The sequence below is a fragment of the Tenacibaculum sp. MEBiC06402 genome, assembly GCF_049239625.1.
Classification (GTDB): Bacteria; Bacteroidota; Bacteroidia; order Flavobacteriales; family Flavobacteriaceae; genus Polaribacter.
Window position 1 is genome coordinate 1 of record NZ_JBMKKT010000095.1, and the last position, 22962, is coordinate 22962.

The 22962-nt window shown below is 32.6% G+C and carries 25 protein-coding genes and 2 tRNA genes; 15 read left to right on the forward strand and 12 right to left on the reverse strand.

The window, feature by feature from the left end:
* Positions 1-143: 143 nt before the first annotated feature.
* The 3 genes from arsS to ACOSP6_RS08255 all read right to left on the reverse strand — a co-directional run bounded on the left by arsS (position 144) and on the right by ACOSP6_RS08255 (position 2444).
* Positions 144-1196, reverse strand: a complete 1053-nt coding sequence (arsS, locus tag ACOSP6_RS08245; protein ID WP_422095053.1) for an arsenosugar biosynthesis radical SAM (seleno)protein ArsS — start codon at positions 1194-1196, stop codon at positions 144-146.
* A gap of 144 nt (positions 1197-1340) precedes the next feature.
* Positions 1341-1676, reverse strand: coding sequence for an arsenosugar biosynthesis-associated peroxidase-like protein (locus ACOSP6_RS08250; protein ID WP_086029663.1), 336 nt, complete (start codon positions 1674-1676; stop codon positions 1341-1343).
* A 57-nt stretch (positions 1677-1733) separates the two neighbouring features.
* The gene (locus tag ACOSP6_RS08255) at positions 1734-2444 is read right to left on the reverse strand and encodes a DUF547 domain-containing protein (RefSeq protein ID WP_422095054.1); all 711 of its coding nucleotides are present in this window, start codon (positions 2442-2444) and stop codon (positions 1734-1736) included.
* A 156-nt stretch (positions 2445-2600) separates the two neighbouring features.
* Here ACOSP6_RS08255 and ACOSP6_RS08260 point away from each other — a divergent pair, with 156 nt between their 5' ends.
* A complete protein-coding gene (locus tag ACOSP6_RS08260; protein WP_422095055.1) occupies positions 2601-3440 on the forward strand; it encodes a DMT family transporter in 840 nt (279 codons plus the stop codon).
* A gap of 129 nt (positions 3441-3569) precedes the next feature.
* The gene (locus tag ACOSP6_RS08265; protein WP_422095056.1) at positions 3570-3854 is read left to right on the forward strand and encodes a GNAT family N-acetyltransferase; all 285 of its coding nucleotides are present in this window, start codon (positions 3570-3572) and stop codon (positions 3852-3854) included.
* 35 nt (positions 3855-3889) lie between these two features.
* Here the strand turns inward: ACOSP6_RS08265 and ACOSP6_RS08270 are convergent.
* Together ACOSP6_RS08270 and ACOSP6_RS08275 are read right to left on the reverse strand one after the other, a co-directional pair.
* Positions 3890-3975: transfer RNA gene (locus tag ACOSP6_RS08270), tRNA-Leu, on the reverse strand.
* 24 nt (positions 3976-3999) lie between these two features.
* Positions 4000-4071 (reverse strand) — tRNA-Gly (locus ACOSP6_RS08275).
* Between the two features lie 197 nt (positions 4072-4268).
* Between ACOSP6_RS08275 and cyoE the strand changes: the two genes are divergently transcribed.
* From cyoE to tsaB, 10 genes are all read left to right on the forward strand, one after another.
* A complete protein-coding gene (cyoE, locus tag ACOSP6_RS08280) occupies positions 4269-5153 on the forward strand; it encodes a heme o synthase (protein WP_422095057.1) in 885 nt (294 codons plus the stop codon).
* Between the two features lie 3 nt (positions 5154-5156).
* Positions 5157-5741 carry a cytochrome c oxidase subunit 3 gene (locus tag ACOSP6_RS08285; protein ID WP_422095058.1) on the forward strand — a complete coding sequence of 195 codons (585 nt, stop codon included), beginning with the start codon at positions 5157-5159 and terminating at the stop codon, positions 5739-5741.
* A gap of 58 nt (positions 5742-5799) precedes the next feature.
* Entirely contained in the window at positions 5800-6783 is a 984-nt protein-coding gene (locus tag ACOSP6_RS08290) for a cytochrome c oxidase subunit 3 (protein ID WP_422095059.1), read from the forward strand.
* Between the two features lie 22 nt (positions 6784-6805).
* Positions 6806-7144 carry a cytochrome C oxidase subunit IV family protein gene (locus ACOSP6_RS08295; RefSeq protein ID WP_422095060.1) on the forward strand — a complete coding sequence of 113 codons (339 nt, stop codon included), beginning with the start codon at positions 6806-6808 and terminating at the stop codon, positions 7142-7144.
* Positions 7145-7344: 200 nt separating this feature from the next.
* Positions 7345-7992 (forward strand): hypothetical protein, encoded by a 648-nt coding sequence (locus ACOSP6_RS08300; protein WP_422095061.1) that lies wholly within the window; start codon positions 7345-7347, stop codon positions 7990-7992.
* 6 nt (positions 7993-7998) lie between these two features.
* Positions 7999-8646: an SCO family protein gene (locus tag ACOSP6_RS08305; RefSeq protein WP_422095062.1), complete on the forward strand. Its 648-nt coding sequence runs from the start codon at positions 7999-8001 to the stop codon at positions 8644-8646.
* Complete coding sequence (locus ACOSP6_RS08310; RefSeq protein WP_422095063.1) at positions 8639-9172, forward strand: DUF420 domain-containing protein; 534 nt, start codon at positions 8639-8641, stop codon at positions 9170-9172. Before ACOSP6_RS08305 ends, ACOSP6_RS08310 begins: the two co-directional genes overlap by 8 nt.
* A gap of 1 nt (position 9173) precedes the next feature.
* On the forward strand, positions 9174-9395 hold the full coding sequence (locus ACOSP6_RS08315) for a hypothetical protein (protein ID WP_422095064.1): 222 nt from the start codon (positions 9174-9176) through the stop codon (positions 9393-9395).
* Positions 9396-9457: 62 nt separating this feature from the next.
* Entirely contained in the window at positions 9458-10795 is a 1338-nt protein-coding gene (locus ACOSP6_RS08320) for a TolC family protein (protein ID WP_422095065.1), read from the forward strand.
* Between the two features lie 51 nt (positions 10796-10846).
* Entirely contained in the window at positions 10847-11521 is a 675-nt protein-coding gene (gene tsaB / locus ACOSP6_RS08325) for a tRNA (adenosine(37)-N6)-threonylcarbamoyltransferase complex dimerization subunit type 1 TsaB (protein ID WP_422095066.1), read from the forward strand.
* Here the strand turns inward: tsaB and ACOSP6_RS08330 are convergent.
* Both ACOSP6_RS08330 and ACOSP6_RS08335 read right to left on the reverse strand, forming a co-directional pair.
* Positions 11518-12324, reverse strand: a complete 807-nt coding sequence (locus ACOSP6_RS08330; RefSeq protein ID WP_422095067.1) for a mechanosensitive ion channel family protein — start codon at positions 12322-12324, stop codon at positions 11518-11520. The two genes, tsaB and ACOSP6_RS08330, sit on opposite strands and share 4 nt — an antisense overlap.
* A 97-nt stretch (positions 12325-12421) precedes the next feature.
* Entirely contained in the window at positions 12422-12622 is a 201-nt protein-coding gene (locus ACOSP6_RS08335) for a dodecin family protein (protein WP_422095591.1), read from the reverse strand.
* 169 nt (positions 12623-12791) lie between these two features.
* Here ACOSP6_RS08335 and ACOSP6_RS08340 point away from each other — a divergent pair, with 169 nt between their 5' ends.
* Positions 12792-13142 carry a toxin-antitoxin system YwqK family antitoxin gene (locus ACOSP6_RS08340; RefSeq protein WP_422095068.1) on the forward strand — a complete coding sequence of 117 codons (351 nt, stop codon included), beginning with the start codon at positions 12792-12794 and terminating at the stop codon, positions 13140-13142.
* A 77-nt stretch (positions 13143-13219) separates the two neighbouring features.
* Here ACOSP6_RS08340 and ACOSP6_RS08345 read toward each other — a convergent pair whose 3' ends face one another.
* The 3 genes from ACOSP6_RS08345 to ACOSP6_RS08355 all read right to left on the reverse strand — a co-directional run bounded on the left by ACOSP6_RS08345 (position 13220) and on the right by ACOSP6_RS08355 (position 19709).
* The gene (locus ACOSP6_RS08345) at positions 13220-14407 is read right to left on the reverse strand and encodes a multidrug transporter (protein ID WP_422095069.1); all 1188 of its coding nucleotides are present in this window, start codon (positions 14405-14407) and stop codon (positions 13220-13222) included.
* Between the two features lie 45 nt (positions 14408-14452).
* Entirely contained in the window at positions 14453-17272 is a 2820-nt protein-coding gene (locus tag ACOSP6_RS08350) for a TonB-dependent receptor domain-containing protein (protein ID WP_422095070.1), read from the reverse strand.
* A 148-nt stretch (positions 17273-17420) separates the two neighbouring features.
* Positions 17421-19709: a TonB-dependent receptor gene (locus ACOSP6_RS08355; RefSeq protein WP_422095071.1), complete on the reverse strand. Its 2289-nt coding sequence runs from the start codon at positions 19707-19709 to the stop codon at positions 17421-17423.
* Between the two features lie 112 nt (positions 19710-19821).
* Here ACOSP6_RS08355 and ACOSP6_RS08360 point away from each other — a divergent pair, with 112 nt between their 5' ends.
* Positions 19822-20478 (forward strand): metal-dependent transcriptional regulator, encoded by a 657-nt coding sequence (locus tag ACOSP6_RS08360; protein ID WP_422095072.1) that lies wholly within the window; start codon positions 19822-19824, stop codon positions 20476-20478.
* Positions 20475-21311, forward strand: a complete 837-nt coding sequence (locus tag ACOSP6_RS08365) for a ZIP family metal transporter (RefSeq protein ID WP_422095073.1) — start codon at positions 20475-20477, stop codon at positions 21309-21311. The genes ACOSP6_RS08360 and ACOSP6_RS08365 overlap by 4 nt, the downstream gene beginning before the upstream one ends.
* Here the strand turns inward: ACOSP6_RS08365 and ACOSP6_RS08370 are convergent.
* A complete protein-coding gene (locus ACOSP6_RS08370; RefSeq protein WP_422095074.1) occupies positions 21308-21874 on the reverse strand; it encodes a cysteine hydrolase family protein in 567 nt (188 codons plus the stop codon). The two genes, ACOSP6_RS08365 and ACOSP6_RS08370, sit on opposite strands and share 4 nt — an antisense overlap.
* A complete protein-coding gene (locus tag ACOSP6_RS08375; RefSeq protein WP_422095075.1) occupies positions 21871-22818 on the reverse strand; it encodes a carbon-nitrogen hydrolase family protein in 948 nt (315 codons plus the stop codon). Before ACOSP6_RS08375 ends, ACOSP6_RS08370 begins: the two co-directional genes overlap by 4 nt.
* Between the last annotated feature and the right edge of the window lie 144 nt (positions 22819-22962).

Below are 22962 nucleotides of genomic sequence, written 5' to 3' on the forward strand. Positions count from 1 at the left end.
AATTTATTTCAGGTTCTCATCATAAATAACAGTTTCGCAATATCATGAGATTCCGAAATGAATTCGGAATGATGCTAAAATTGTATTCATGATTTAAAACAGACATTTATTATATTAACTAATTATCAAATTTGCTAATTAAATTACGCTACAGTTCCTTGACAACTACTTCCTGCTCCAGCAGTACAACCGTAACAATGTTGGTTGATAATGATATTACGTTTGCTTAATAATTCTTCGTTGTATTCTGAAATGTGTTTCACCTTGCTAGCAACTTTCAGATTTAGCATTTGGTTAAAATCACAATCGTATAACCAACCATCCCAACTCACAGAAAGTGTATTGGTACACATTACATTCTGAACGGCCATCGGATTATAAGCTTCTACTAAAGCATACATATAATCTTCATAGTTTTCAGAAGCAATTAAGTAATCTAAAAATCTACTAATAGGTAAGTTGGTAATTGTGAATAAACTATTAAACACAATGTCAAAGTCTTCTAATAAGGCTTTTTTAAAATCACTTTCTAAGGCAGCTTGATCACCTGGTAAAAATGCTCCTGATGGATTATAAACAAGATCTAATTGTAATCCAGAACCTTCTTTTCCGTAACCAACATCATTCAACATTTGTAATGCTTTGATGGATTTATCGAAAACTCCATCACCACGTTGCTTATCTGTTTTTCCACGAGTCCAGTGCGGCATAGATGAAACAACATGAACATTATGTTTTTTAAAGAACTCAGGTAGATCGTAATATTTTTTATTCGCACGAATAATAGTCAGATTCGATCGTACGATAAAATCTTTAATTCCAGCTTTTGAAGCTTCTTCTACAAACCAACGGAAGTTAGGATTCATTTCTGGAGCTCCACCAGTTAAATCTAAAGTATGTGCACCAGTTTTTTTAATTACCTCTAAACACTGTTTCATTGTTTCTTGAGTCATGATTTCTTTTCTATCAGGACCAGCGTCTACATGACAGTGAGCACAAACTTGATTACACATGTAACCAAGGTTTATTTGTAGAATTTCTAATTTCTTGGGCTGTAAAGGAAATTGATTTGTTTCCTTAATTTTTTCAGCAAACGTAGGTAATTCACCATCCTTAAAAATTCCATTTGATAGAATTTCTAATTGACGTTGTGTGTTTGCTAAATCGTTATTTCTTGCTAAAAGCGATTTCTTCATTACTTGTTTTTTGTCAGGTCGAGCGCAGTCGAGACCTAATTAAACAACCTCTCGACTCCGCTCGAGGTGACAATATTTTCAGTTTCCAACAAAATTTGGGATAAGTAATCTCTAAGATTTAGACTTCGCTAAATTAGAGTTTACTTACATTTCTAATTTGTTCACTTTGTTCATCATTTGAACACCGTGAACTAAGGTAGCACCACTTTTAATTGCTGCTCCAACGTGAATAGCTTCCATCATTTCTTCTTTGGTGATTCCACGTTGTAAACCATCTTTTGTATAAGCATCAATACAATATGGGCATTGTTCTGTATGTGCTACAGCTAATGCTATTAAACTTTTTTCTCGAGCGGTAAGTGCTCCTTCTTCAAAAACTTTCCCATAATAGTCGAAGAACTTGTTTCCAAGCTCTTCACTCCATTCTGTTATTTTACCAAACTTTCTTAAGTCGGCAGGATCATAATATGTTTTAGACATGTACTTTCTTTTATGTTTTTATACTGAACTTGTTTCAGTAAAATGAGAATAAAAATACTACTTTCCGTTTAGATTCCAGTTATAAGGTAAATACTGAATTTTAGCATCATCATCTACAGGTTCGTTTGCATATTTGTTAATATAGTCAACAACAGAACCTTTTTTAGTGAAATCTCCCTTAAACCAATTAAAGATTTCAGAAATATGAATAGTACTTTTTTTCTTTAAGTTATTTCTCTTGGAATCATTAATAAACTGCTTCATTAAACTCTCTAGTTCATTATTAATATTTGCTTCAGTAAAAGCCTTGTTATGTAGTTTAGGACAAGATCCAGAGGCGCAATTTACACCTACGTGAATTCTTGGATCGAATAATTTCTTACGTAAAATATTATGTTCGATATGATCTAACGTGTATGTTTTTCCACCTACAACTGCGAAAGGAATTTTCCATGCGCTTTTCCCTTTCTTTTTAATTTTCATGATACTTTTAACAGGATAGTTATTTAAGATCAATTTGATTGTATAGGCGTTATATGCATTAATCCAGAATGCCATTTGCTTATTTTTTGACCAAGATGAACTTGGAGATGTTTTTTCTAAATAAGCGATATAAGTATCTAATGTAGCTTCATCTTTTTTCAAAGCTTTATAGTTTACATTTCCTTTAGCATCAACATGCTTACTTAATAAACCATTAAATACACTCGTTTGAGCCGAAATACTTACTGATATAAAAAGGGCAATAATTGGGATTAATTTTTTCATAATTATCTTGATTTGTGGATTTAGACGCAGATACATTTTAAACTTTACAAAGAATATTCCAAAAAGTTGAATTTCCTTTTTTGAAGGGCTAATTTATAATTATAAGTTATGACAGAATTATGATTTTAAGTAAAGAAGTCTGTTTACATTAGTAGCATGAGAAAGGCGATTATTTTCATGATTATTAGTGCGCTGTCATTTTCCGTATTGAATATATTGGTAAAAGATTTACGCCATTTTAATGTGTATCAAATTGTATTTTTTAGATCAGCAATTACGCTTTTTTTTACCATTCCTTTATTAATAAAGAACAACATTAAACCTCTAGGTAACCAAAGAAAATTATTATTTGCTCGCGGGATTATAGGCTTTGTGGCCATGACGCTCTTTTTTGCGTCACTAAAATATTTAAAAACGGGAACAGCAGTTTCTATTCGTTACATCTCACCAATTTTTGCAGCAATTTTTGCCGTTTTTTTATTGAAGGAAAAAATAAAATGGAATCAATGGATGTATTTTGGTATCGCTTTTCTTGGAGTGTTAATTTTAAAAGGTTTTGATACAGATGTAAGTACAATTGGTTTTTTGATTGTTCTGGGGTCTGCAGTGTTAACTGGTTTGGTGTTTATGCTAATCCGTAAAATAAATACAAGAGATCATCCATTAGTGGTAATAAATTATTTTATGGGGATTTCTACTTTTATTAGCGGGATTTTTACCATTTTTTATTGGAGAACTCCATCAGACCTCGATTGGTTATCCTTAGTTAGTTTAGGTGTTTTTGGATTTATCGGACAATACTATATGACAAAAGCTTTTCAAACCTCAGAAATAAATAAATCTGCACCTTTAAAGTATATTGAAGTTTTATTTACCATGTTAGCAGGTGTTTTCTGGCTAGATGAAAAATATACAATTATTGGTTTACTCGGAGCGGGAGTAGTAATTACAGGTGTTGCGCTTAATACAGTTTTTGTTGCGAGGAATAAATCTTAGTAAAAGAAATTAGTTTATGAGACTAGCTTTTTTCTTTAGTAAATAATCTTTGATAATTAATATTTCCATAGTATTTTCCATTCTAATCTATATCATTTCATATTACCAACAGAAATAAAATTTTAAAAAATGGAAATAACAATTAAAGAACAAGGGAGTAAAGGTTTTGCTTTAGCAAGTGATAACGGAAAGAAAGCTGGAGCAATGACCTATTCTATTCCTGAAAGTGATTTCATTATAATAGATCACACAGAAGTAGATGAAAGTTTTAAAGGAAAGGGAGTTGGAAAGAAACTCCTCTATAAAATAGTTGATATGGCTAGAGAAAAAAATATTAAAATACTTCCTTTATGTCCTTTTGCGAAAGCAATGTTTGATAAAATAGATGAGATTAAGGATATTTTAAAGAAATAAATAAAAAAAGCCGAAACAAAATGTTTCGGCTTTAGTACTGAAGGCGGGACTTGAACCCGCACGAGCATTACGGCTCATTGGATTTTAAGTCCAACGTGTCTACCAATTCCACCACTTCAGCATTGGTATTTTATATAAGGTTCAGAGCGAAAGACGGGATTTGAACCCGCGACCCTCACCTTGGCAAGGTGATGCTCTACCCCTGAGCTACTTTCGCGTAGTCTTTTTGTTTAAGATCGTGTGCAATTGTGATTGCGGGTGCAAATATACAACCGTTTTTTAATCTGTCAAACAAAAATCGATTTTTTTTCAAAAAAAGTTTAAATATTCAATAAAACGTAAATTTTATGGTGGTTACATATATATGGAATATCTTTGCAAAAATTTTTTAAAAGCAAGGTGGGTTCAGTTTTGATGGCAGATAAGTCGGTTTTAAAAACACTTTTCTTAGATTTTAAGCAACTAACTAAAGTTGGTTTGTCGGTTAGTGTGGTATTTACTTCAGTTGCTGGTTATTTATTAGGAGCAGAAACAGTTGACTATTCAATAGTATTATTATTGAGTATCGGAGGCTATTTAATGGTAGGTGCGTCAAATGCTTTTAATCAAGTTATAGAGAAAGATATTGATGCAATTATGCAAAGAACAAAAAATCGTCCTTTGCCTTCTGGTAGAATGAAATCTACTACTGCTTTAATTATTGCTACACTCTTTACAATTGCAGGAATTGCAATATTATATGCCATCAATCCAAAATGTGCATTGTTCGGAGCGATTTCGATTTTTTTATACACAAGTGCTTATACACCTTTAAAAGCTGTTACACCATTGGCGGTTTTTGTAGGAGCTATTCCTGGAGCAATTCCATTTATGTTAGGTTGGGTTGCAGCAACTGGTAGTTTCGGAATAGAAGCTGGATTTTTATTTATGATTCAGTTTTTCTGGCAATTTCCGCATTTCTGGGCTATTGGGTGGTTACAAGATGAAGAGTATAAAAAAGCAGGTTTACATATGTTACCTATGGATAAAAAAGATAAAGGAGCTGTAGCACAAATTATCTTTTATACTTGTGTAATGATTTTGATTTCCGTAGCACCTGTTTTAAAAGTAACTGGTAAATTATACATCTACCCTTTAACTGCAATTATCGTATTAATTTTGGGGTTATTGATGTTGTTTTACGGAATTAAATTATACAAATCTCAAGACAATACGGATGCTAGAAAACTAATGTTAGCTAGTGTTTTTTATATTACAGTATTACCAATTATTTACGTAATCGATAAATTTTTACATTAAAAAATGAGTGAAGTTCAAGTAAATAAAGAGCTTAAAGAAGCAAAAAGAAAATCAGCAAAACCAATGCTTTGGGTGTCTTTAATTAGTATGGTGATGTTTTTTGCTGGATTAACAAGTGCTTACATTGTGAGTTCTAAAAGAGAAGATTGGGTGTCGTTTGATTTACCTCAGGCCTTTTACATAAGTACAGTTTTAATTGTATTAAGTAGTATCGCATTATTTTTATCACAATCGTTTCTGAAAAAAGACGATTTACAGAAATCTATGCTATTATTAATCGCGACTTTTGTGCTTGGTTTAGCATTTGTTTGGTATCAATATATAGGATTTAAAGAATTAGAAAGTTTAGGATTATATTTTACAGGACCAAAAAGCACGGTTTCAACCTCATTTGTCATTGGAATAACGTTTATTCACGTTTTACACCTTTTGGCGGGAGTTGTAGTGCTAATGGTCGTTATTTATAATCATTTTAAAAAGAAGTATTCATCTACCAATATGCTTGGGTTTGAACTAGGTGCAATCTTTTGGCATTTCGTAGATTTACTATGGATACTTTTATTTTTATTCTTTAAGTTTTACAAGTAATATAAAATGCGTAATTTTGGCGCATTATTTAACAAAAATTAACTGATAAAAGATATTTATGGAATCTAATATCGCTGTAAATTCTGATAATAAAGAGACTTGGGGTGGTGGAGCCGGAGTGCAACCATTTGGTGCAAGTTATGGTAAAATGATGATGTGGTTTTTTATCCTATCTGATGCATTAACATTCTCAGGATTCTTAGCCGCTTACGGTTTAACACGTTTTAAGTTTATTGACTCTTGGCCAATCGCCGATGAGGTATTTACACACGTTCCGTTTTTCCACGGAAACTACCCAATGTACTATGTTGCGTTTATGACCTTCATATTAATTGTGTCCTCTGTAACTATGGTGTTAGCTGTAGATGCAGGTCACAAAATGCAACAAAAGAAAGTAGCGTTGTACATGTTCGTTACAATTATATTCGGTTTAATATTCGTTGGTTCTCAGGCATGGGAATGGAAAACTTTTATCAAGGGATCTTACGGTGCAGTTAGAACTTCAGACAATAAAATATTACAATTCGTTAAAAATGGTGAGCAAATAGCTTTAGCTGATTTTGTAACAGGAGAAAGAACCGACGGTAGAGAACAACACTCAAGAAAGAATGGTTTATGGTTTACGTCTGAAAAAACAATTTCAGAATATTCTGTAGCTCAGGTTCAAGAAGCGTTTAAAGCGGATCCTTCGTTACAAATCAGATCAGAGAGAATTGATTTAGAAACTAAAAAGAAAATCATTCTATCTAGAGAAGAGAGTTTAAAGGAGCTAGAAAAGGCGAATTTAGTTGTTGAAGGTGCAAATTTACATGTGAATGAATATGGAAATCCAATATTTGCAGACTTCTTCTTCTTTATTACAGGTTTCCACGGATTCCACGTATTCTCTGGAATTGTAATTAACATCATCATTTTCTTTAATGTTGTTCTTGGAACTTACGAGAAAAGAGGACATTATGAAATGGTAGAAAAAGTTGGATTATATTGGCACTTTGTAGATTTAGTTTGGGTATTCGTATTTACGTTCTTCTACTTAGTTTAATTAATTATAAAGATATTTTAAGATGGCACATTCACACGAGTCAAATACAAAAAGAATCTGGATTGTTTTAGCAATTTTATCTGTAATTACTGCAGTAGAAGTAGGTTTAGGTATTGAAAAACCTGATTTTTTACACTTAAGCGGTCCTGGTACTAGTTGGTTAAATTGGATATTTATCATATTAACATTAGCTAAAGCATATTACATTGCTTGGGCATTTATGCACCTTGAAGGTGAAAAAAAATGGTTTAGAAGAGCGGTAGTTTGGACTGCAGTATTCTTAATCTGCTACCTTTTATTCATCGTATTATTTGAAGGTGGTTATTTATATGACACATTAGCACCATTAATTAAATGGTAATAATATAAATTAGAAAAGGTGGTGGTTTTTACCACCTTTTTTTTGCTTTATACTTTAACTCTGAGTGATTAAATAATTTTATACCAATCATAGAGATTAAAGTTAATTTTTAGAATATTTTAAGTAGTTATCGGGTTAGGTTGAATAGTTCTATGCTTCATAATTGCTTATTTTTGCAAAACAATTAAAATTAAATTCGTTTGAAAATTTCAAAAAAATATATAGTTCTTTCCATTCTTTTTATAGTGCCTTTATTGTTCTATATTTTTCTTTCTATGGGAATGAATAACTTCGCTAAACTCCCTGTATTAACAAAGAATGTTATCGATGTGTCAAGTTTAGATAGTAAATTTAAATTTGAAAATAAAATTTCCATTGTTCTCTTCCCTGGAAAAGAGGCGGATGCAGTAAAAGGTGAAATCTTTAACCTAAATCAGAAGATATATAAACCCTTTTATGGTTTTAATGACTTTCAAATGATTGTTGTTTGTCCAAAAGGCTCAGAAGAACAAATTGAGAAAATAAAAAAATCTATTGGTAATTACACAGATATGATGAAATGGAATTTCATTTATGCAGAAGATAATGTGATAAGAGCTTTTTATGATAGTTTCAAGGTAAATCAATCTTTAGATTTCAATTTACACACATCCAAGGCATTTATCATTGACAAAGAATTGAATTTAAGAGGTAGAGTTGACGATAAAGATATGGCAGATGGGAAATTATTTGGTTATAATATGGCTTCTGTCGGAGAGTTAAATGACAAGATGAAAGATGATGTGAAAGTCGTTTTAGCGGAGTATCGTTTAGCGTTGAAAAAAAATAGTGCAGACAGAAAAAAGTAATAATTAATGAAAAAAGGGAAGTATTCTTACGTAGGTATAGCGTTTATCGTATTGTTATTTGGAATTTATTCAGTTCCAAAAATTGTAAAGAATTTTCAAAAAGCAGATTTACATAAGTTCACCAAGGTGCCAGATTTCGAATTTGTAAATCAAGAAGGAAAAACAATTTCGAATAAGGATTATGAGGGTAAAGTGTATGTAGTAGAATTCTTTTTCGCTACTTGTCCTACTATTTGTCCAATAATGAATCGTAAAATGGTAACAATTCAAGATGAATTTTTTGGGAACCCAAACTTCGGTATAGCTTCTTTTACAATTACTCCAGAAATTGATACACCGGAGAAATTAAAACAATATGCAGATAATTATAAAATCACTCATAAAAACTGGAACTTACTTACTGGAAAGCCACAAAAAGAGGTTTATAAATTATCAAACGAAGGTTTTAAATTATATGCTGGAAATGGAGAAGAAACCCATGGAGGTTTTGAACATTCTGGATTATTTGCTTTAGTAGATAAAGATGGGTATATCCGCTCAAGATATGATGAACATGGGAATCCAATTATGTATTACCGTGCACTTGAAGAGCAGGGTTTTCCAGATCAAATTAACGAATTAAAACAAGACATTAAACTTTTATTAAATGAGTAACGTATCTGTAAACGAAAAGAAGTATAAGAAGTTTATAACAGTTGTATCTGTAGTTATTCCAATTGCGGTAGCTGCACTTTTTGGAATCAAAATACCAAACGTTGAACCTTTATCTTTTTTACCACCGATTTATGCAACAATAAATGGGTTAACTGCGGTTTTATTAATAGGATCCATTATTGCTATTAAGAAAGGAAATAGAAAGTTGCATGAGCAATTAAATACGACTGCACTAATTTTTTCTGCATTGTTTCTAGTGATGTATGTGGCATATCACATGACATCTGAATCGACCAAATTTGGAGGTGAAGGAATTATAAAATATGTGTATTATTTCATTTTAATTTCGCATATTCTGCTTTCAGTTGTGGTTATACCTTTTGTTTTGTTTACTTATATGAGAGCAAAATTAGGTCAGTTTCCACAACATAAAAAAATAGCTAAAATTACATTCCCTTTATGGTTATATGTTGCTGTAACTGGTGTTGTGGTTTATGTAATGATTTCTCCTTATTATGTTCATTAATATGAAGAAGACAATTACTTTCTTTGTTTTTTTAGTGTCCTTTAACATCATGAATGCTCAATGTGCAATGTGCAAAGCAGTTGTTGAAGGAGGTAATGAAACAATGGCAGAAGGAGTGAACGATGGCATTACATATCTAATGATTTTTCCATATATTTTGGTGGGGTTGTTATTCTATGCGCTATACAAATACAGAAAAAAAACAAAAAGAGAAGAATCTTAATTTTTTTTGTAACATATTGTGTTCTTTGTCGTCATATCCTTGGTTTACAAAAACAAAATACTTTGAAAAATACGAAACTAATACTACTATCAGCTTTTTTATTAAGTACAACATTTACATTTGCCCAAAAGCAATGGACGCTAAAAGAAGCTGTTGATCATGCTTTGACTAATAATATTACGATTAAGCAAAATAAGTTAAGTGTAGAAATAGCTGAAAAAGATGTAAAGAGTAATAAGGCTAATTTTTTACCGTCAGTTAGTGCTAATACAGGAGGTAACTTAAACTTCGGTTCTACCTTTGATCCAGTATCTAATGACAGGGTAGCTACAAGCACGTTTGGTGGATCTATAGGAGTAGGTGCTAGTTACACTGTGTTTAATGGTTTTAGAAATTTAAACACATATAAGCAAGCGAAGTTAGGTGTAGAAAGTAGTAAGTTAGATTTAGGTATTATCGAAAATGATATTTCTTTACAAGTAGTAAACACCTATTTAAATGTTTTGTTTGCAAAGGAAAATCTGGAAGTTGCAAAAGTCCAAGCTGAGATAAGTAAGAAGCAAATTCAACAAGCTCAGGTTCAATTTGAAGCAGGTTCTATTCCGAAAGGAGATTTATTAAACATTCAATCTACAGCAGCAAATGATGCTCAAAATGTAGTTACTCAAGAGAATAGTTTAAATATAGCATTATTACAGTTAGCTCAGTTAATCCAAGTGCCTTACGAAAATTTTGATGTTGCAGTGATCGAGGTCGGATCTCCATCTGCAGCTTTACTTTACAGTAGTTCTAATGAAGTATATCAGAAAGCATTGACAAATCGTCCAGAAATTGAGAAAGCTAAATTGAATATAGAGAATGCGAGTCTTGGAGTTGAAATTGCTAGAGCTGGTTATTATCCATCTATTTCTACTTCTGCAAATGTAAGTACCAACTATGGTTTCTTGTTAGATTTACCAACAGGTTTTTCAAATACTGAATTTTTTACTCAATTAGATAATAACTTAGGTTACGGATTAGGGGTGAACATTAATATCCCGATTTTTAATGGTTTTAGAAATGATGCTAATGTTGAGCGTTCTAAAATTCAAAAAATGGTTTCTGAAAATAACTTAGAGAACGAAAAGCTTCGTTTACAACAAACTATTGAGCAAGCGTTTTTAGATGCAAAAGCTGCTGCCAAAACTTATGAAGCAGCTGGAATTTCTTTAGAAGCTCAAAAAGAGGCTTTTAAAAACGCGCAGGTTAGTTTTGATTACGGTTCTATGACTCAGTTTGATTATGATCAGGTTCGTAACAGACTGGTAAATGCGGAATCAGCTTCTATTAGAGCAAAGTATGATTATATTTTTAAAACGAAAGTTTTAAAGTTTTTCTACGGAGAGAACATACTTGATTAAATCTTAAAAAGAGGTGAACGCTTTGTATATTTGCAAAAAAAAAAGTAAACCTTGGCAATTATACTTAACATAGAAACTTCAACAAAGAATTGTTCTGTTTCAGTAGCTGAAAATGGAAATGTTATTCATTTTAAAGAACTTAATGATGGTAATTATTCACATGCAGAAAAATTGCACCCATTTGTTTTAGAAGTTTTAGAGGAAGCTAAGGTTGAAATCCATTCAGTTAATGCTATTGCAGTTAGTAAAGGTCCTGGTTCTTACACTGGGTTGAGAATTGGTGTTTCTGCGGCTAAAGGTTTGTGTTTTTCCCTAGATGTTCCATTAATCTCTGTAGATACGTTAAAATCATTATCACATGCTGTAAGTGTAGAGGAAGGATATATTATTCCCATGCTAGATGCTAGAAGAATGGAGGTGTATTCAGCTGTTTATGATAGTAACTATAATCAAGTAAGGGAAATTAGAGCGGAAATAATAGATGAAACTTCTTTTAAAGAATATTCTAAAGAGAAAATAGTTTTCCTTGGTGGTGGTTCAGAAAAGTGTAAAGAAGTTCTAAATCATCCTAATTTTAGTTTTATTGATGGTAAATTTCCTTCTTCAAAAGAAATGGCTTCACTGAGTTATGAAAAGTATAAAAAAAACGACATCGAAGATGTCGCTTATTTTGAACCTTTTTATTTAAAAGATTTTATTGTTACTCCTGAAAAGAAAAAGGTTTAACCTTCCTTTTGAATTTCAACACTATGTGGGTAAGGGATTTCAATCCCAGCATTGTCTAATGCGATTTTTGTGTTTTCCATAATATAAAAATAAGCATCCCAATAATCACCACTGTTCACCCAAGTTCTAGTTTTAAAATTCACAGAACTATCAGCTAACTCACCTAATACAACTTGAGTTGCTGGGTCTTTTAAAGTGTATGGTGTATTGTTGATGACATTATATAGAACATCTTTTGTTTGCTTAATATCGGCATCATAAGAAACGCCAAAAGTAATATCAACTCTTCTTTTTTCTTCAGAAGAATAGTTGGTAATAGCGCCATTTGATAAAGCACCATTAGGTAAAATAACCTCTTTGTTATCTACAGTATTTAATTTAGTGGTAAAAATTTGAATTTCTTTTACAACACCTTGTTCACCTTGAGCTTCTATATAATCGCCAACTTTAAACGGTCTAAAAATCATAATTAAAGCACCTCCAGCAAAATTAGAAAGAGACCCCTGCAATGCCATACCAACAGCTAAACCAGTAGCAGCAATTATTGCAGCAAAAGAGGTTGTTTCTAATCCTAATTGTCCCGCTATAGTAACAAATAAGAATATTTTTAACGTCCAATTAATTAGACTAAGTAAAAAACCTTGTAGCGAGTTATCAATCCCTCTTTTATCCATTACTTTGTCAACTGCTTTTGTTATGAGTTTTATAACCCAAAGTCCGACAATAAGTAAAATAAATGCCACAATTACATTTGGTGCATATTGAATTAAGATGTCTTTAAATTCTAATAGATATTCTTCCATTTTTTTATTATGATTATTTGTTTAATGAATTAAAAAAGCGATATGTAAAATATCGCAAAATATAATTATAGTAGTAGTGTAGCTTTAACGGGTCTGGTTATTTTACTTCGAAGGTAATTTTTAAATTAACTCTAAATTCAGATACTTCGTCATCATTAACGACAACACTTTGAGATTGAACAAAAGCTGATTTAATGTTTTTTACCGATTTAGAAGCTTGCTTAATTGCTTTTTGAGTTGCGTCTTCCCAACTTTTTTCTGAGTTCGCTAGAACTTCAATAACTTTCATTACTGCCATAATTTTAATATTTAATTGATTAATAAATAAGTAATGTAAATATACCAATCTCATAACAGATTTCCCAATCATTCTTCCAATGTTAAATTAATGTTACCAAAAAGTTGTTTGAAAGTAAAATATATGTTATATTTGTAATGTTAATGTAAATAGTTAAACGTTCTCCAATATGAAAAAAGTACTAATTTTAGCTTGTGTAGCTTTCTTTGGAATCTCTCAAGCACAGGAAATAAAGCCAAAATACGAGAAGAAAGGTGATTTAATTAAAGTAACTCACTTTCATGATAATGGAAATGTAAAAGAGGAAGGTTTTTATAAAAACAAACTTTTACATGGAGTATGGAATCGTTATGATGCAAAGGGTAACAAAACTGTTATGGCGCATTACGACCAAGGAAAAAAAGTAGGTAAGTGGTTTATTTGGACCAAAGACGAACTTAAAGAAATTAACTACAATAACAACAATACAATAGCAAGTGTACAATCATGGAAAGAAAGTACAAAGATTGCTGTTAAATAAGTTTCAGATTGTAGTACAAAAATAGAAAAGCCGAGGATTTTACCTCGGCTTTTTTTATATTAAGAAATATATGTTTCTTATTGTCTAGTCCATCCTGCTCCCCAAGTAGCGAAGTCAGTTCCTGTAGCGTTAGCATCTTCAGTTAAGAAGTCAGATTCAGCGAAAGTCTCACCTGTATCATTTTTCATTTTAACGTTAACATCAGCAAAAATTACTGAATTAACAACTAAGTCACCACTTAATACTCCAGCACCAGTTGGGTTAGCAGCATCAGCACCATCTAAATCAAAAGCTTCGTTAAATCCTTCGATCCAAACATTGTTAAAGATACCTTGAGTACCAGCTCTTAAACGTACAGCTTCGTTTCCAGTTCCAGATCCTAAACCGATGATAGTTAAGTTAGTTACAGTTGGCTTAGAGAAGTATCCACCGTTGTTAGCAACGTCAGTGTTAAATCCGTCAGCTTCAATTCCTTTATCGTGAGAAGCACCATGCTTAACATAAGCATCAGTAATAGTTCCTGTATAACCTTCTGTCCAGTCAATTGAATCATCTTGAGAGTTTAACACAGCTATGTGACTAACGTTTACAGTACCTCCGAAGAATTCGAATCCGTCATCTTTTCCTTCGAAAACTTGTACATAATCAACAACAGTTCCGTTTCCAACGCCGTAGAAAGAAACACCATTGTTTTCAGATTGTCCGTCAGCTTTACCTCCAGAATATTCAACACGTACATAACGTAAAGTACCTGAGTTATCTCCAGCCTCAGTTCCTCCATAAGGTAAAGAAGCGATTTCAGAAGTTGCAGTAGTTGTAGTGGTACCGTCAACAGAGTTGATTGGAGCTTTTCCTAAAAGGATTAAACCTCCCCAGTCTCCAGCGTTTGGAGTGTTAGAAGCAGAAGTAAATACGATAGGTTGAGAAGAAGTTCCTTCAGCGTTAATACATCCACCTTGTGCGATAGCTAAATATACATCAGCTCCAGTTGCAGCAGCTCTAATAGTCATTCCAGCAGGAATTGTTAAACAAGCACCATCTTGAACGATTGTTGGTCCTGTGATTGTGTAATTTTTAGTAGCATCTAAAGTTAAATCAGATGAGATACTTCCAGATAATTCTTCATCAGTGTCAGGATTTGTAGTTCCTCCACCGTTATTAATTACACTATTATCATTGATTATAACATTAGCAGTATCGTCATCTCCACACGAAGTTAAGATTGTAGCAGCTAAAGCTAATCCTAGTAAAAAATTATTTTTCATTTGTTTAATTTTTAATTTTTATTAGTTCTGTTGTTTTTTGTTTATTTAAAGTTTGTACTTAAGACTCAAACCTAGGTTAATTCCTCTATTGTATTTTGATAATGTTACATCATCAGCACCGTTGATTTCTCTTACTCTTTCGATTGATGGATCTAATAAGTTTTTCGCACTAAAGTTTACTTCGAAGTGCTTACCAATCTCATTTTTCCAAACGAAATCTAAAGTTGGAACACCTTTTTGAACGATGTTTCCTGTACCAGAACCTAAGGCGTAAATTCTATCAGAGAAGTAAGAGAATACTAAATTGGCAACTGGTTTATAGTTTTCAAATTGAGTAGGTGAATAGTCGATATTCGCGTTAAAGATGTATGGAGAAGCTCCTTGCACTTCATCAGAATCTCTATTGAACGTAGCAGTAAATAACCCTGTAGTTGATTTTAAATCTTGCTGCGTGTGCATGTATGTAAAGTTGAATCCAAATCCTAATTGCGTTTGGTCATCTTCGTTTTTGATTAATGCTTTACGAACTTCTAATTCAGCTCCAACTACTTGAGCTCTATCTCCAGTTCTGAAATAACGTTGTGTTCCTGTTGCATCATTTGCAATTACTAAGTTCACCGGATCGTTAATTTGTTTGTAAAATCCTGTAAGTGATAATAACTCTCCTCTAGACATAAACCACTCATACTTTAGATCTAAATTATGTACTGCAGAGAAAGAAGGATCATTTAATAAATCAGAGTTACCTCCAATACGTTCAGTTACATCTTCGTAAACAAATGGAGCTACTTCTTTAAATTCTGGAACCGATACTGTTTTTCCGTATGATAAACGTAAGTTAGAATCATCTGTAAGTGCATACTTTACGTTTAAGTTTGGTAAAAAGAATGTTTGTTCTACTTCTCTGAAACCAGCATCATTAGGGTTAATGTTAATTACATCATAATCAATTCTTTGATCTAAATACTCTAATCTTACTCCAGGAACGATTGTCCATTTTTCATTTGGAGTAATGTTAGCTGAAACATAAGAAGCATGAATTCTTAATTCTCCACTATATTCATTTTCATTCGTACCAGGTAAGCTTACAATATTGCTATTCTGATAACCTGGAATTTGATTGAATACCTCAATGTTATATAATTTTCCAGTTTGATTTTGGAAAAACTGAGCGTTATTTAAGTTGATAACATCATCAATATTATTTGGATCTACTTCAACATTGTTACCAACGAAGTTATATCCGTAACGAATGTTTTCAAACTCTCTTGTTTTTATCCTTCCGTTGTATCCGAAGTTTAAAGCAAGAGCTTCAGAGGCATTATATGTTACTTGCATACGACTGTTTAATTCTTCATCTATAATTCTTTGGAAATAACGTTGATTATCAAATACGTTATTGTTGAAGAAAGTTGCGTTTGTTGTTGGATCATTGTCTAAAGAAAATTGATAATTTTCTATACTTACTCTTCTTCTGTCTGGTTCGTGAGCAAAAACATTGTTATATCCAATACCCCAAGTAACCTCTAATTCAGGAGTTTCATCTTCTGGATTTTCATAAAATTTATGATCTCCAGTTAATTGGTTTACGAAAACTAAATCTTGATTAAACTGAACGTTCATTTGATAGAAACCTTCATCTGTGTTTAAAATAGCATCTCTATTTTCACCTAAACCTTTAAAACCATAGTAACCTACTTCATCAGATGAATTATTTAAAAACATCGAAGTGTACTTTAGTTTATTGTTATCATTAATTTTATACAAAGCAGTACCAAAAACGGTAGTTTTTGTCGAGTACTGATATTCTTTAGCATTTGGGTAAGACTTTTTAAATACTGTAATGAAATCAACAGCAGGTCCTTCTCTGTATTCAAAACCTCTTTCGAAAGAAGCGGTACCGTATAAGCTTAATTTAGAATCATCTTCAAAAGTGTAGCTCTTACCAGCACTGATTTCAATATCTGCATTAATTGGAGCACCTCCGTCAACTGGATCAATTCCGTGTGATAAAACTCTTGCGAACGGGTTGTTTCCATATCTTCCATAGAAACCGAATTGTCCTGTTCCTTCACTTTTTACAAAGTCTTGTCCGGCAGCGCGAGAATTAACTCCACTTCCTATTGATACTTCAAACATTTCTTTTCCTGTGAACTCTTTAGATGTAATGTTTACATTACCTGCTGCGAAATCTCCATAAAAATCAGAAGCGTATGCTTTACTAATTGATACACTTTGAATAATGTTAGAAGAGAATAAGTTTAAGTCAATATTTTTCTTGTTGACATTGTTCGATGGTAATGTTAAACCATTCATAGTAGTGTTTAGGTATCTATCTCCTAACCCACGTACATAAACGTTACTATTTCCCTCTTCTTTAGATACTCCAGAGATTTTAGTTACAGCTCCAGCAGCATCGCTAACTCCTTTTTTAGCAAGTTCTTGTGCACCGATACTTTCTTTAATTACTGTCGCTTTCTTCTGTTCTAATAATAAAGCACTTTCTTTATCTTTACTTACAGTAGCGTTAATTTGGATTTCATCTAATTGTTCTCCACCACTGGCACCCATTGCTTGATTTACTGTTATTGTTTTTCCAGCAACAATTGTGATTGGTTTTTCAATAGTCTGATATCCTACAAAACTAAAAACTAACGTATAATTACCTGGTACAACTGATATAGTATATGTACCATCCATATCAGTGTTACCTCCAATAGTAGTTCCTTTTATAAATACATTAGCAAAAGGCAAAGGCTCATTACTCATTTCTTTATCAGTAACAATTCCTTTTACCGTTCCTTTATCTTGCGCAAAAATAAATTGTGAAAAGCTTATTAAAGCGAATATTAAAATTTTTCTCATCCTTGGTGATTCTTATTGCAGGCAAAATTGAACAGATTTTGTAAAGTAAAAGTTAGATGTAGATTATAGTTGTATTACCATAACGTTTATGAATCCTTACCCGAATGTTTCGCGAATGTTAACAAGAAAAACCAAATAGCTTAATTAGCTAGTTGCTAATGAACTTTAAAGAAATAAAATATGTTCTAGGTCTAGTTGGACCATAAATATAGGTAGCATCTCTATCTGGCCCTTGATCAAAGTCTTGCTGATAGCTATCAAAAATATTTTGAACTCCACCACCAACTCTCAATGTAGAGTGATTATGGCTATCTAAAGAAAAGTCATAAGATGACTTTAGGTTTAATTCAAGGAAGTCTCGTGTTTTTTCTAAACGATCCTCAGTAATGAAACCTGCTAAATGTGGAACGTACATACTTCCTGTATATACAGCCGAAATATTGTTTTGGAATTTTTTATTCGGAGCATAGGTTGCAATAAAGTTTCCGTAGAAGTTTGGTGATTTGAAAAAGTTATCTGCGTTTTCTAATGAAATATTAGGATCATCAGACCATTGAACTGGTTTGTCAAACTTCCCTTCTTGAATTGTTGCTCCTGCTTGTAAAATCCAGTTTTCATTTGGAGCATATTTCGTTTCGATGTTGAATCCTTTTACATATGCATTATCTCCGTTACGTTTTTCCCATATTACATCGGTGAGTTGTTCTAGAATAAATGGATTTACGATTCGTGTATAAAAGGCCTCTAAAGTGAACGATATTTCTCCTTCAGTTAAACTTTTATTCCAATCAAAAGATCCTGTAAAACTATGAGATGTTTCTGAAACTAAATTAGAACGATCAACACGAACGGTTAAAACTTCTCCGGCTGCAATTTGTGCATGTAAATCCTCTGTAAATACTTGTGGAGCTCTAAACCCTTTAGCATATGAAAGTCTAAATCTAGAATTATCATTTGCGAAGTACATTACATTTAAACGCGGGTTGAAAATCACGCTTTCATCAGTTAAGTTATGAATATCTGCACGTAACCCTCCTAAAACTTTCCATTGTTTATTGATAGTCCACTCCTGTTGGGCATACAATCCATAAGTTCTTAAAGTTTGATTTACAAAAGCATTAAAACCTGGTTTTTCATCTTTCATTTTATCATACTTAAACTCAATTCCTCCAGTGAAATTTCCTTTTCCACCTAGAAAATCAGATAGTTTGTGGGCATATTGAGAACCTAAAACCCAAGTTTCATCACGAGAATTACCAAATCCTAATACTTGACCATTTTGAGCAACTAAATCCTCTCCGCCTCCGTAATAGTTTTTGTTTTTTGAGCGAGAAGTAGAAACATAAGCTGAGAAATGTTGTTTTCCTTCATTAATAGAAGATTCAAATGTAAGTCCACCCGTTAATACATCAGAATCAATTTGTTCTGCAACATCACTTTCAAAAGGTTGTAAACCTAATTTGTTTCCTCCTCTTCTAAATTCACTAATAGAATTAAATTCTGCTGTTAATCTTGTATTGTCAGAAGGTTTTATATATCCTTTAAATCCGAAGGTTTGCGTTTCTAGTTTTGTGAGTTCAGTGAAAGAATCTCCATCGTAATCATATGAATTTCTATTTCTGTACATTCCAAAATAGGTTAAACCAGCAGACGCTTCATCATTTACGACGGTTCCGTTAATAGTTGTTGAAATATCTAATGTTTCTCCTTTGATTAAAGAAACGTTTTGCCCTACTTGAAATGTGTTGTCAATCGGATCTTTAGTAATAATATTAATAGTTCCAGCAATAGCATTTGCACCATATAAAGCAGATCCTCCACCACGAACTACTTCAATTCTGTCAATAATATTAGCTGGAATTTGATCTAAACCATACACTCCGTTTAAAGCACTAAAAATGGGTCTGCTATCTACTAATATTTGAGAATAAGCTCCGTCTAATCCATTAATTCTGACCTGAGCAAAACCACAGTTTTGACAATTAGTCTCCATTCTTAGTCCTGGTTGAAAGTTTAATCCTTCAGATAAACTAACAGACTGAGTAGCTTCTAATAATTTCGCGTCAGTAACATTAACGATTACGGGAGCCACTTTTCTGTTTAAATATGATCGTGTCGCACTCACAACCACTTGATCTAATCCTAAGAGGTCTTCTTGCAGAGTTATGTCAAGTGTTTTGGTTTCTGAACCGTTAAAACTTATTTCCCTTTCTATTAACTTAAATCCAACACTTTGAAATACTATGGTAACTTTTGGCTGGTTTATGGTTAAGTTGAATTCACCGTCTTTATTAGTAATAGTTCCTTGTGATTTGTCTTTAGTATATACTGATACGAACTCTTGTGGTTCGTTATTAAAAGTGACTTTTCCTTTTATAGTTTGTCCGTAACTAATTAGTGTTGCGAATAAAAATATCGTTTGTAAGAAAGACTTCATTTCCTCTGTTCTAAAATAAATTTAATGCAAATATAAATTAATTTTTAGACAAGACTAAAAATTAAATTTTATAAATCAAAAATTCGTATGTTTGTAGTCAAGAATTACAACTATGTTTTCACAGTCTGAAGAGAATTATATTAAAACAATATATCACCTAGCCATTGATTCTGAAAAAGGGATTAGTACGAATGCCATCGCAAAACAGTTGGATACCAAGGCCTCTTCAGTTACCGATATGATTAAAAAACTATCTGAAAAAGAAGTTGTAGTTTACAAAAAGTATCAAGGTGTAAAGCTTACCGATTTTGGTAGAAGAATTGCTACAGGAATTATCAGGAAACATAGATTGTGGGAGGTTTTTCTAGTAGAAAAATTGAATTTTTCTTGGGATGAAGTCCATGAAGTAGCTGAACAATTGGAGCACATAAAATCACCCAAACTTATTAATGAGTTGGATGCTTTTTTGGGATACCCTAAACATGATCCACATGGAGATCCAATTCCTGATGAAGAAGGAAATATACATCAGATTGAGAAGAATCTTTTATCTGTTTTGCCTAAAGGAACGGTTGGGGTTTGTGTAGGTGTGAATGATAGTTCATCTGATTTTTTAAAATTCTTAGATAAACAAGGAATTGGTTTAGGAGTTGAAATCACAATTATAGATATTGAACCTTTTGATGGTTCTTTAACCATAGAAATAAATAATAAACCGCTATCTATTTCAAATAAAATAGCTAGCAACTTATACATTAAAAAGATATGAGTTTTTTCGATCAAATAGTTGAGTTTTGTAAAGAACATCCTATTCAGGGAGCTTTGTACGCAACTTTATTTACTTGGGGGTTAACTGCATTAGGAGCATCTTTAGTTTTCTTTTTTAAGAAATTGAATCGAGCAGTTTTAGATGGAATGCTTGGATTTACTGGAGGTGTTATGGTAGCTGCAAGTTTTTGGAGTTTACTATCTCCAGCGATAGAAAATAGTCCTGGAGAAGGATTTGTAAAAGTGTTACCGTCTGCCATTGGTTTTGCATTAGGAGCTTTGGCCTTATTCGGAATGGATAAATGGTTACCTCACTTACATATTAATTTTAAAGAAGAAGAAGCGGAAGGTGTAAAAACAAATTGGCATAAAACTACTTTGTTAGTATTAGCAATTACATTACATAATATTCCAGAAGGATTAGCAGTTGGAGTTTTATTTGGAGCAGCTTCAACATTAGTTGGAGTAGAGCAAACCGAAATGATTATTGCTGCCATTTCTTTAGCTATCGGAATCGGAATTCAAAATTTCCCAGAAGGTTTTGCCGTGGCTATGCCTTTAAGGAGACAAGGAGTTAGCAGGAAAAAAAGTTTTTGGTACGGACAATTATCTGCTGTTGTAGAGCCATTTGCTGGAGTTTTAGGAGCTTTAGCAGTTTCGTTTTTTACTCCGATTTTACCTTACGCATTAGCTTTTGCGGCAGGAGCAATGATATTCGTAGTTGTTGAAGAAGTTATTCCGGAAACACAACGAGACAAATACACTGATATTGCCACGCTTGGTTTTATAGGTGGATTTATTGTGATGATGTCTTTGGATGTTGGGTTAGGTTAAACTCTACTCAACAATTCATTTGTGGTAATAACGTCAGCAAACTCTTCGTGTAAGTTTGCTAAAGTCGTTTGATGAATAGTTTCTGAAGAAAAGATTTCTCCATTCATTCCCTTTCTGTCAAATGTTGCTGTAGCATCGCCAACTAAGATAGTATCAAAACCTAAATTCCCTGCCATTCTAGTTGTTGTAGAAATACAATGATTTGTAGTTAATCCAACAATTACAACATTTTTAATTTGTTGGTCTTTAAGAATAGTTTCAAGATTTGTGCCTATAAAAGCGCTATTCACATCTTTTACAATTACGGGTTCACCTGGTAGTGGTTTCACAATGTCTTGAATTTCAAAACCAGGATGAGATTTATGTAATAATGATTTCGGATTTTGTGAACTATGTTGAATGTGATAAACAGGAAGTTGTAATGCTCTCCATTCTTTTAAAATTTGAGCACATTTCTCTTCTGCATCTTTGTTATTTCTATTTCCACCCCAATATTCCTCGTTGTCAAATCCTTTCTGAATATCAACTAGTAAAAGTGCCGTGTTTAGTTCTCTTAATTTCATGAAAAATCGATGATAGATTGTCTCTCTCTATTTAAAGTTAATTTGGTGACATCTGGTCTTGAGTAATGACCAACGCAGTCAAAATTATGTCGCTCTTCAAGTACTTTTTGATAATCAATTTCACCCGTAAACAAACCTTCTTCTCCAACAACTGGAGGAATTACCCATTCTCCATCTGGTCCAGAAATACAAGATCCACCATTCGCTAAAATTTTCGGTGCGTCTTTAATAATTACTTCATAGTTAGGAGTGTTTTTCGGGAAATCATCAATAGACATAAATCCACTTACGGAAACAACAAAAGACCTGCTTTCTTTTGCAATAAACTTTGTGATATCAAAAGTGTTTCTTTCCGCCCCAGGCCAAACTGCAATATGTAAGTTTTCTCCTTGTGCGTATAAAGCTGTTCTTGGTAAAGGCATCCAGTTTTCCCAACAGTTTAATCCTCCAACAGTAAAACCTCCTAAAGGATGAACCGTTAAGCCGTGACCATCTCCCGGAGACCAAGTTAGACGTTCTTCGTATGTCGGTTGTAATTTTCTGTGAACAGATTGTATAGTCCCTGTTTTGTCAATATACACTAAAGAACAGTATAAACTATGACCGCCGCGATTAACAGCTCTTTCTATAATACCCAAATAAATTGCAATTGAGTTTTCTTTAGCTGTTTTACAGATGCTATTCAGATCACCTTTTTCAACCTCAATAGAGTTTTTTAAATAATGAGCATGTATCTCTTTTTGGACTGGTGAGTTAAACTCAGAGCCATTAGTGATAGATAACCAGAAAGGATATCCTGGCAATAATCCTTCACCAAAAACTACTAGATCACATTTTTCTTTAGCGGCTTTTACAATATACGAATTGACTTTTTCGATGGTCTTTTCTTTGTTTAGCCAAACAGGAGAAATTTGCGCCATCCCAATTTTCAAGATACTGCTCATTAAATAGTTAAATAGGTTTGTTTGTATAACGAAGATAAACGAAAAGTTGCTTCAATTAGAAATTTCTACTGTATTTAACAGAATCCGAATAATTGTCGATTCTAAAACATAAAATTTGATGTCCACATACGGTAACCGTACCTC